The organism is Streptomyces sp. NPDC004051 (assembly GCF_053604275.1).
The window spans coordinates 56,065-63,921 of record NZ_JBSGHG010000040.1; the positions used below are offsets into that span (position 1 = coordinate 56,065).

The 7,857-nt window shown below is 72.4% G+C and carries 9 protein-coding genes; 2 read left to right on the plus strand and 7 right to left on the minus strand.

Features of this window, described 5'->3' with window-relative positions; all coding sequences use genetic code 11:
• Nucleotides 1-22: 22 nt before the first annotated feature.
• From ACWEQO_RS29515 to ACWEQO_RS29545, 7 genes are all read right to left on the minus strand, one after another.
• A complete protein-coding gene (locus ACWEQO_RS29515) occupies nt 23-688 on the minus strand; it encodes an ABC transporter permease (RefSeq protein ID WP_452985864.1) in 666 nt (221 codons plus the stop codon).
• On the minus strand, nt 685-1,383 hold the full coding sequence (locus ACWEQO_RS29520) for an ABC transporter permease (RefSeq protein WP_452985865.1): 699 nt from the start codon (nt 1,381-1,383) through the stop codon (nt 685-687). The genes ACWEQO_RS29515 and ACWEQO_RS29520 overlap by 4 nt, the downstream gene beginning before the upstream one ends.
• Complete coding sequence (locus ACWEQO_RS29525; protein WP_361459571.1) at nt 1,380-2,504, minus strand: ABC transporter ATP-binding protein; 1,125 nt, start codon at nt 2,502-2,504, stop codon at nt 1,380-1,382. Before ACWEQO_RS29525 ends, ACWEQO_RS29520 begins: the two co-directional genes overlap by 4 nt.
• Before the next feature lie 227 nt (nt 2,505-2,731).
• A complete protein-coding gene (msrB, locus tag ACWEQO_RS29530; RefSeq protein WP_361459572.1) occupies nt 2,732-3,139 on the minus strand; it encodes a peptide-methionine (R)-S-oxide reductase MsrB in 408 nt (135 codons plus the stop codon).
• Between the two features lie 47 nt (nt 3,140-3,186).
• Complete coding sequence (murC, locus tag ACWEQO_RS29535) at nt 3,187-4,584, minus strand: UDP-N-acetylmuramate--L-alanine ligase (protein ID WP_452985866.1); 1,398 nt, start codon at nt 4,582-4,584, stop codon at nt 3,187-3,189.
• A gap of 63 nt (nt 4,585-4,647) precedes the next feature.
• Nucleotides 4,648-5,121, minus strand: a complete 474-nt coding sequence (locus ACWEQO_RS29540; protein ID WP_361459574.1) for an indole-3-glycerol phosphate synthase — start codon at nt 5,119-5,121, stop codon at nt 4,648-4,650.
• A 240-nt stretch (nt 5,122-5,361) separates the two neighbouring features.
• Nucleotides 5,362-6,186: a pyrimidine reductase family protein gene (locus ACWEQO_RS29545; protein WP_452985867.1), complete on the minus strand. Its 825-nt coding sequence runs from the start codon at nt 6,184-6,186 to the stop codon at nt 5,362-5,364.
• 37 nt (nt 6,187-6,223) lie between these two features.
• On the opposite strand from ACWEQO_RS29545, the gene zapE reads away from it, so the two are divergent.
• Nucleotides 6,224-7,327, plus strand: coding sequence for a cell division protein ZapE (gene zapE, locus ACWEQO_RS29550; protein ID WP_452985868.1), 1,104 nt, complete (start codon nt 6,224-6,226; stop codon nt 7,325-7,327).
• Between the two features lie 120 nt (nt 7,328-7,447).
• Nucleotides 7,448-7,857, plus strand: a 410-nt coding sequence (locus ACWEQO_RS29555; protein ID WP_452985869.1) for an SPFH domain-containing protein, incomplete at its 3' end; no start/stop codon positions are given.

Genomic DNA, 7,857 nt, shown 5'->3' on the forward strand with positions numbered 1-7,857 from the left:
CGCCCGTACGCCCGGGGCCGGTTCAGCGCCGCCGCACGCCCGGCGACACCACCAGCCGTCCCGCCGCCCAGAACAGCGCGAGCGTGAGGAGGGCCAGGGCCGCCACCAGGGTGGCCCCGCCGACCACCTTCTCGTAGTCGCGCTGGTAGAGCCCGTCGATGATGTACCGGCCGAGGCCGCCCAGGCTGACGTACGCGGCGATGGTGGCCGTCGACACGATCTGGATGGCCGCCGAGCGCAGCCCGCTCAGGATCAGCGGCAGCGCCACCGGCACCTCGACCCGGAACAGGATGTGCGACTCGCGCATGCCCATGCCGCGGGCGGCGTCCACCGGGGCGGGGTCCACCGTGCGGACGGCCTCGTAGGTGGTCACCAGGATCGGCGGGACGGCCAGCACGACCAGCGGGATCATGACGGGCAGCAGGCCGAAGCCGATCAGCAGCACCACCAGCACCAGCAGGCCGAAACTGGGCAGGGCGCGGGCGGCGTTGGCGATGAAGGCGAGTGCGTTCCCGCCGCGGCCGGTGTGCCCGGTCAGCAGGCCGACGGGCAGGCCGATCGCGGCGGCGGTCACGAGGGCCAGCAGCGAGTACCGGACGTGTTCGAGGAAGCGTTGCGGGATGCCGTCGTAGCCGTGCCAGTGGGCGCTGTCGCTGAAGAAGGCGTTCATGAAGTCGAGGATGTTCACCGGACCGCGCCCCCGGCCCCGTACGGCTCGGGGTGTGCGGCGGGCTTCGGCCGGGCGCCGCGCGGCGTCCACGGCGTGAGCAGGACCCTGAGCAGGACCAGCAGCGCGTCGCACAGGATCGCCAGCACGGCCGTCGTGATGACGGAGTTCACCGCGAGTTCGGGCCGGTCGTACTTCTGCGCGGCCGCGAGCAGGTTGCCGAGGGCGCCCTGATTGCCGATCAGGGCGCCGACGCTGACCAGGGAGATGCTGGAGGCGGTGGCCACCCGCAGGCCGGCGATGACGGCGGGGACGGCGATCGGCAACTGCACCTGGGTGTAACGGCGCAGGGGGCCGAAGCCCATCGCGGTGGCCGCGGCCAGCGTCTCCGGTGGCACCGCGCGCACGCCGTCGACGATCGCCGGGACCAGCACCACCAGGCTGTACAGGGCCAGCGGGATCATCACGGTCAGTTCGGTCTGGCCGGTGTAGTCGATGAGGACGACGAAGAACGCCAGCGACGGGACGGCGTACAGCACGGTCGTCATGCCCAGCACCGGCGGGTAGAGCCAGCGGAAGCGTCCGCACAGCTGGGCGACGGGCAGGGCGAGCAGCAGCCCGGCCGCGACCGGGATCAGCGCCTCCCGCAGGTGCAGCCCGATCAGGCCCGCCCAGCTGTGCTGGAGGTCGCTGGGGATGTCGAAGAAGCCGCTCATCCGGCGACCTTCTCGTCGCCGGTGCGGCCGCTCCGGTGGGCGGTGCGGATGGCGTCGCCGATGGTCTGCTGGGAGACGACGCCCCGCACCCGGCCGGCGTCGTCCACGGCGACGGCCCAGCCGGTGGGGGAGAGCACGGCGCAGTCCAACGCGACCCGCAGTGAGTCCACGCCGGGCACGAACGGCCGCCCGTACGGCAGGAGTCGGTCGGGGCGGATGTCCCCGGCGGTCAGCCGGCGCGGCTCGGACCAGCCGAGCGGGCGTCCCTCGGCGTCGGTCACCAGCAGGTGGGGGGCGTCCGACGCGCCGATCCGCTCGGCGGTGGCGTCCGGCGGGATCACCGCGTCGGTGGCCAGTTCCAGCGCGGCGGTGGTGAGGAAGGAGAGCCGACGGATGCCCCGGTCGGCGCCGAGGAAGTCCTCGACGAACGCGTCCGCGGGGTCGGACAGCAGCTCGGCGGGCGGCGCGTACTGGGCGAGCCGGCCGCCTTCGCGCAGTACGGCGACCATGGTGCCGAGTGTGACCGCCTCGTCGATGTCATGCGTGACGAAGACGATGGTCTTGCCCAACTCTTCCTGGATCCGGAGGAGTTCGTCCTGCAAGCCCTTGCGGACCACCGGGTCGACGGCCGAGAAGGGCTCGTCCATCAGCAGCACCGGCGGATCCGCGGCGAGCGCGCGCGCCACTCCGACGCGCTGCTGCTGGCCGCCGGAGAGCTGGTACGGGTACCGCTTGGCCAGGGCGGTGTCCAGGCCCACCCGGTCCATCAGCTCCGCCGCCCGCTCCCGGGCCCGCTGCTTGTCCCAGCCGAGCAGGCGCGGCACGGTGGCGATGTTGTCGACGATCGTGCGGTGCTGGAAGAGTCCGGCGTTCTGGATGACGTATCCCATGGACCGGCGCAGAGCGGTGACCGGCCGGCGCCGGATGTCCTCTCCGTCGAGCAGGATCGTCCCCTCGGTGGGTTCGACCATGCGGTTGATCATGCGCAGGGTGGTCGTCTTGCCGCAGCCGGACGGTCCGACCAGGACGGTGATCGAGCGGTCGGGGATCTCCAGGGAGAGCCGGTCGACCGCCACCGTGCCGTCCGGGTAGCGCTTGGTCACTGAGTCGATCCGTATCAAGACGCCGAACATCCTTCGGGGGCTGGAGGTTTCCGGCCGGGCCGGCCGCACGGTCTGCCGCCGGTCGAGTGTAGACGGCACCTCCGACAGCGCCCGGGGGGACACGCCCCCGCGCTACGCGGCCACCTGCCCCGCCCCGACCTCGGGAAACCACCCAGGAGGGGGAGGGCCGCCGGGAATCCCGGCGGCCCTCCCCCTCACCACGGCTCGGCGCGCGTGCGCGCGGATCAGCCCTCGGTGGGCTGCAGCTTCAGCGAGATGCTGTTGATGCAGTACCGCTGGTCCGTGGGCGTCGGGTACCCCTCGCCCTCGAAGACGTGCCCGAGGTGGGAGCCGCAGCGGGAGCAGCGCACCTCGGTGCGCACCATGCCGTGCGACCGGTCCTCGACCAGCTCGACCGCCTCGGAGTCGCGCGGGTCGTAGAAGGAGGGCCAGCCGCAGTGCGACTCGAACTTGGTCTTCGAGGTGAACAGTTCGGCGCCGCAGGCACGGCACGCGTAGACGCCCTCGGTCTTCGTGTCGGTGTACTCACCGGTGAAGGCCGGCTCCGTGCCCGCCTGGCGCAGCACGGCGTACTCGGCCGGCGTCAGCTCCGCGCGCCACTGCTCGTCCGGCTTCTCCACGTCGTACGACATGAGCCCTCAGCCCCTTCGCTTCTGCTGCTGCGTGCTTCTTGCGCGTCTCACTTCGAGAGACGGTCGAGGATCAGCGGGCCGAGGTCGGTGACGTCGCCCGCTCCCATGGTGAGAACGAGATCGCCGGGCTTCGTCATTCCCGCCACCGCGTCCGGGATCTCCGCCTTGTCGTGCACCGGCGTCACGTCCGCGCCGGCCGCCCGCGCCGCCTCGATGATCAGCTCGCTGGTGACGCCCGGGATCGGGTCCTCACGGGCCGGGTAGATGTCAAGCACGACCGAGGAGTCGGCCAGGGTCAGGGCCTGGCCCATCTCCTTGCCCAGCTCCCGGGTGCGGGAGAACAGGTGCGGCTGGAAGACGACCAGAATGCGGGCGTCGCCCGCGGCGGCGCGCATCGCCTCCAGGTCGGCGGTCATCTCGGTCGGGTGGTGCGCGTAGGAGTCGATGACCTGGACGCCCGCCGCCTCGCCCTTGAGCTGCAGGCGCCGCTTCACCCCGGTGTACGCGGCCAGCGCCGGGGCCAGTTCCCCGGCCGGGATGCCGAGCGCGGCGCCGGCGGCGAGCGCGGCCACCGCGTTGTGCGCGTAGTGGCGGCCCGGGACGGAGACCGTGAAGGTGAGCGGGGAGCCCTCGAACTCGACGGTCACCTCGCTCTTCAGCCCCTGCGGGACGACCGAGGTCACCCGTACGTCGGCGTCGGGCGCCTCCCCGTACGTCACCGTCCGGACGGAGCAGGCCGAGGCCCGCAGGCGCCGGGTCAGTTCCCGCGCGCCCTCGTGGTCCGACGAGATCACCAGCGTGCCGCCGGGCACGATCCGGCCGACGAACGCCTCGAAGGACTCGTGGATCTCCTCCATGGACGCGTAGTTGGCGTGGTGGTCCAGTTCCACGTTGAGGATGATCGCGACCTCGGGGGCGTACTTGTGGAAGCTGCGGTCCGATTCGTCCGCCTCGGCGACGAAGATCTCGCCCTCGCCGTGCAGCGCGTTGGAGCCGGGCGCGTCCAGGTCGCCGCCGATCGCGTACGACGGTCGGCGGCCCAGCGCGGTCAGGGAGACGGCCAGCATCGAGGTGGTCGTGGTCTTGCCGTGAGTGCCGGCCACCGCGATCGGGCGCAGGCCGTCCATGAGGGCGGCCAGCGCGTCGGCACGGTGGACCACGGGAATGCCCAGTTCGGCCGCGCGGACGAGTTCCGGGTTGTCCTCGCGGATCGCCGACGAGACGACCACGCAGCTCGCGTCGTCGGCCAGGTGCCCGGCGGCGTGCCCGATGTGGACCGTGGCGCCCAGCGCGCGCAGCGCCTCGGCGGTGGCCGACTCCTTGGCGTCGCTGCCGGCCACCTCGGCGCCGCGCTGCGCGAGGATCTTCGCGATGCCCGACATCCCGGCGCCGCCGATGCCGATGAAGTGCGGTCGGTCCATCGCGGTAGGAAGGCCGGGTGCCATGCGTGTTTCTCCCCAGTGGTGACGAGTCTTCTCGCGCCCTCGTCCACGGGGCGCCGCCCCAGCCTATGCCTTGCTGTGCGAGAACAGTTTCAGCACCGGTACGCCCACCTTGTGCCGGGCCCGGGAGGCCCAGTCCCGGTGGAAGAACTCCTCCACGTAGTGCGGGTCGGTGAGCACGATCACCTCGTCCGCCCCGGTCTCCCGGACCATCGTTCTCAGCACGTCCAGGGGGTGGTTCTCGATCAGCCGGCCGTCGGCCTCGTGGCCGGCGGCCCGCAGGGCCTGCAGGGACACCTCGAGCGCCCGCTCCCCCGTCGTCCTGGCGTCCTCGCCCTCGGGCGTCCCCCCTTCCCGGACGGCGTCGTCGAGCTCGCCGAGGGCCACGTCGTCGATGGCCCTCAGCAGCCGGTCCGCCTGTTCTCCGCGCGGCTGGAGCAGCACCTGGAAGGCGACCTCCTCGTCGCCGTGCAAGGTGGTGACGAACTCCACGTCGGCGGACGTCAGGGCCTTCTCGATCATCAGTACGCTTGTGAACACCAGGCGCCCCTTCTCCTCGGAGGACCGTGGGCCCTCTCTCCCCGTGGGCCGAGCCAGGCCCTGCGGAATCCGTCCCGCCCGTGCGCGCACGGGCATCACCGGGTTCAGTGTGCCCGTCGCACCATCAAGCGGAACGGAGCATTCCGCCGATTACCGGACCAGCGGTAACCATTGAACGCGCATCCGGGTGCTCCTGGACACTCCCGGACACCGCCGGAGGATTCGGGTCCGCCCGTCCGGTCAGGGCCGCGCGTACCGCGTGAAAAGAAAACCGTCCTCCTCCAACATCGATTTCAGCGTGAAACGACTCGGAAGTGTCACAGACGGTCCACCGGTGATGCGCTGAGCGTCACCCGCGACGAGCATCGGGGCGACGGTCAGGCAGAGCTCGTCCAGTACTCCGGCCGCCACCAGCTGCCCCAGCAGCCGCGGCCCGCCCTCGGTCAGCAACCGGGTGTGCCCCAGCTCCGCGAGGGCCCGCACCGCGCGGGCCGGATCCACTCCGGCGCCGTCCCCGGCGATCACCACCCGGGTCCCGGCGGCCGCCTCGGCGGCGGCGATCCGGTCGGGGGGCGCGGCGGCGCCGGTCAGGACCAGGGTGTCCACCAGCGGGGTGGTGAACAGCGGCAGGGAGAAGTCCAGGTCCAGGCCGGCGGAGACCACGGCGATCGCCGGCGCGGGGCCCTGCCCGGCCGCCTCGCGCGCCGCCGCGAACTCCGCACGCGCGCGGGCCGGCCGGTAGCCCTCCAGCCGAACCGTTTCCGCACCGACGAGCACGACGTCCGCGAGGGCCCGCAGCGTGCCGAAGACGCGCATGTCGGCCGGGCTGGAGATGGGCTGCGAACGGCCCTCGTGCTGGGCGGCCCCGTCGAGCGTGGACACCATGTTGGCCCGCAGCCACGGCTGCCGGCCCCCGCCGGGCCCCGGCCCGGGGTAGGCGTACGCGGCGGCCAGTTCGGCCAGGCTCCACTCCCGGCCCTCCGGGCCCTCTCCCGCGCGGGAGGCGCCGGTCGTCTCCCCGGCGGGAGCTGCTGTTTCGTCGGTCACAGGGAAGAGACGTCGCATGCCGTGCAGTGTTCCACGCCCCGTAACATGAGTAAGCGTGTCGCCCTCCTCCCCCGCCTCCGGGCTTGCTCCCTCCGCCGATGCGGCCCCGCTGTCCCTGTGCGCCCGTGAGCCGCACGTCCCCGCGGACCGGCTCGTCGCCGAGATGGTGCCCCCGCCCCGGTTCGACGCGGTCCGTTTCGACACCTACATACCCGACCCGAACCAGCCCAGCCAGACCGAGGCCGTGCGCGTCCTCGACGGCTTCGCGGCGGGCCTCGGCGGAGCACGGGACGGCGGTTCCGGCAGGCGCCGGCTGTTCGGCTTCGGGAAACCGGCGAAGCCCGCCCCGGCCGGCCCGCGCGGTGTCTACCTCGACGGCGGCTACGGCGTCGGCAAGACCCACCTGCTGGCCTCCCTGTGGCACGCCACCCCGGCCGAGCCGGCGCTCAAGGCGTTCGGCACCTTCGTGGAGCTGACCAACCTGGTCGGCGCCCTCGGCTTCCAGCAGACGGTGCGGACGCTCTCCGGGCACCGGCTGCTGTGCATCGACGAGTTCGAACTGGACGACCCCGGCGACACCGTGCTCGTCTCCACCCTGCTCGGCAAGCTGGTCGAGGCGGGGGTCGCGCTCGCCGCCACCTCCAACACGCTGCCCGGCAAGCTCGGCGAGGGCCGGTTCGCCGCGGCCGACTTCCTGCGCGAGATCCAGGGCCTGTCGGCCCACTTCCGCGCCCTGCGCATCGACGGCGAGGACTACCGCCACCGCGGTCTGCCCGAGGCGCCGCCGCCGTACACCGACGAACTGGTGACCAAGACGGCGTACGCCACCGAGGGCGCCTCGCTGGACGGCTTCGCGGACCTGCTGGAGCACCTCGCGAAGGTGCACCCCAGCCGCTACGGCGCCCTCACCGACGGGCTCACCGCGGTGTGCCTCACCGGCGTGCGGCCGGTACCGGACCAGTCGACGGCCCTGCGGCTGGTCGTCCTCGCCGACCGGCTCTACGACCGTGAGGTGCCCGTCCTCGCCTCGGGGCTGCCCTTCGACCAGCTGTTCAGCGAGGAGATGCTGAAGGGCGGCTACCGCAAGAAGTACTTCCGGGCGATCTCCCGGCTCACCGCGCTGGCCCGGGACGCCGGCCGGCTCGCCGGGACCCCGTAGCCCCGGAGCCGGGCGCTCCGGGCCCTCGACCTCGGGCCGTGGCCGCGCACCCGATACCGGGCATATCGTGGCAGAAGCCTGCACAAGCGCGGGGAGCAGGCCTCTGAACGGGAGGTCGTCATGGTCGAGGAGCTGATCAGCGCGGTCGTCGCCACCGGCGCCGCGGGCGTCGTCTATCTCGCCTCGGCGGCGCGGGTCGTCAAGCAGTACGAGCGCGGGGTGGTCTTCCGGCTCGGCCGGCTGCGCGGCGGGGAGCGCCAGCCCGGGTTCACGACGATCGTTCCGTTCGTGGACCGGCTGCACAAGGTCAACCTGCAGATCGTCACGATGCCGGTGCCCGCGCAGGAGGGCATCACCCGGGACAACGTCACCGTGCGGGTGGACGCGGTGGTCTACTTCAAGGTCGTCAACGCCTCCGCCGCGCTCGTCAACGTGGAGGACTACCGGTTCGCGGTCTCCCAGATGGCCCAGACCTCGCTGCGCTCCATCATCGGCAAGAGCGACCTGGACGACCTGCTGTCCAACCGGGA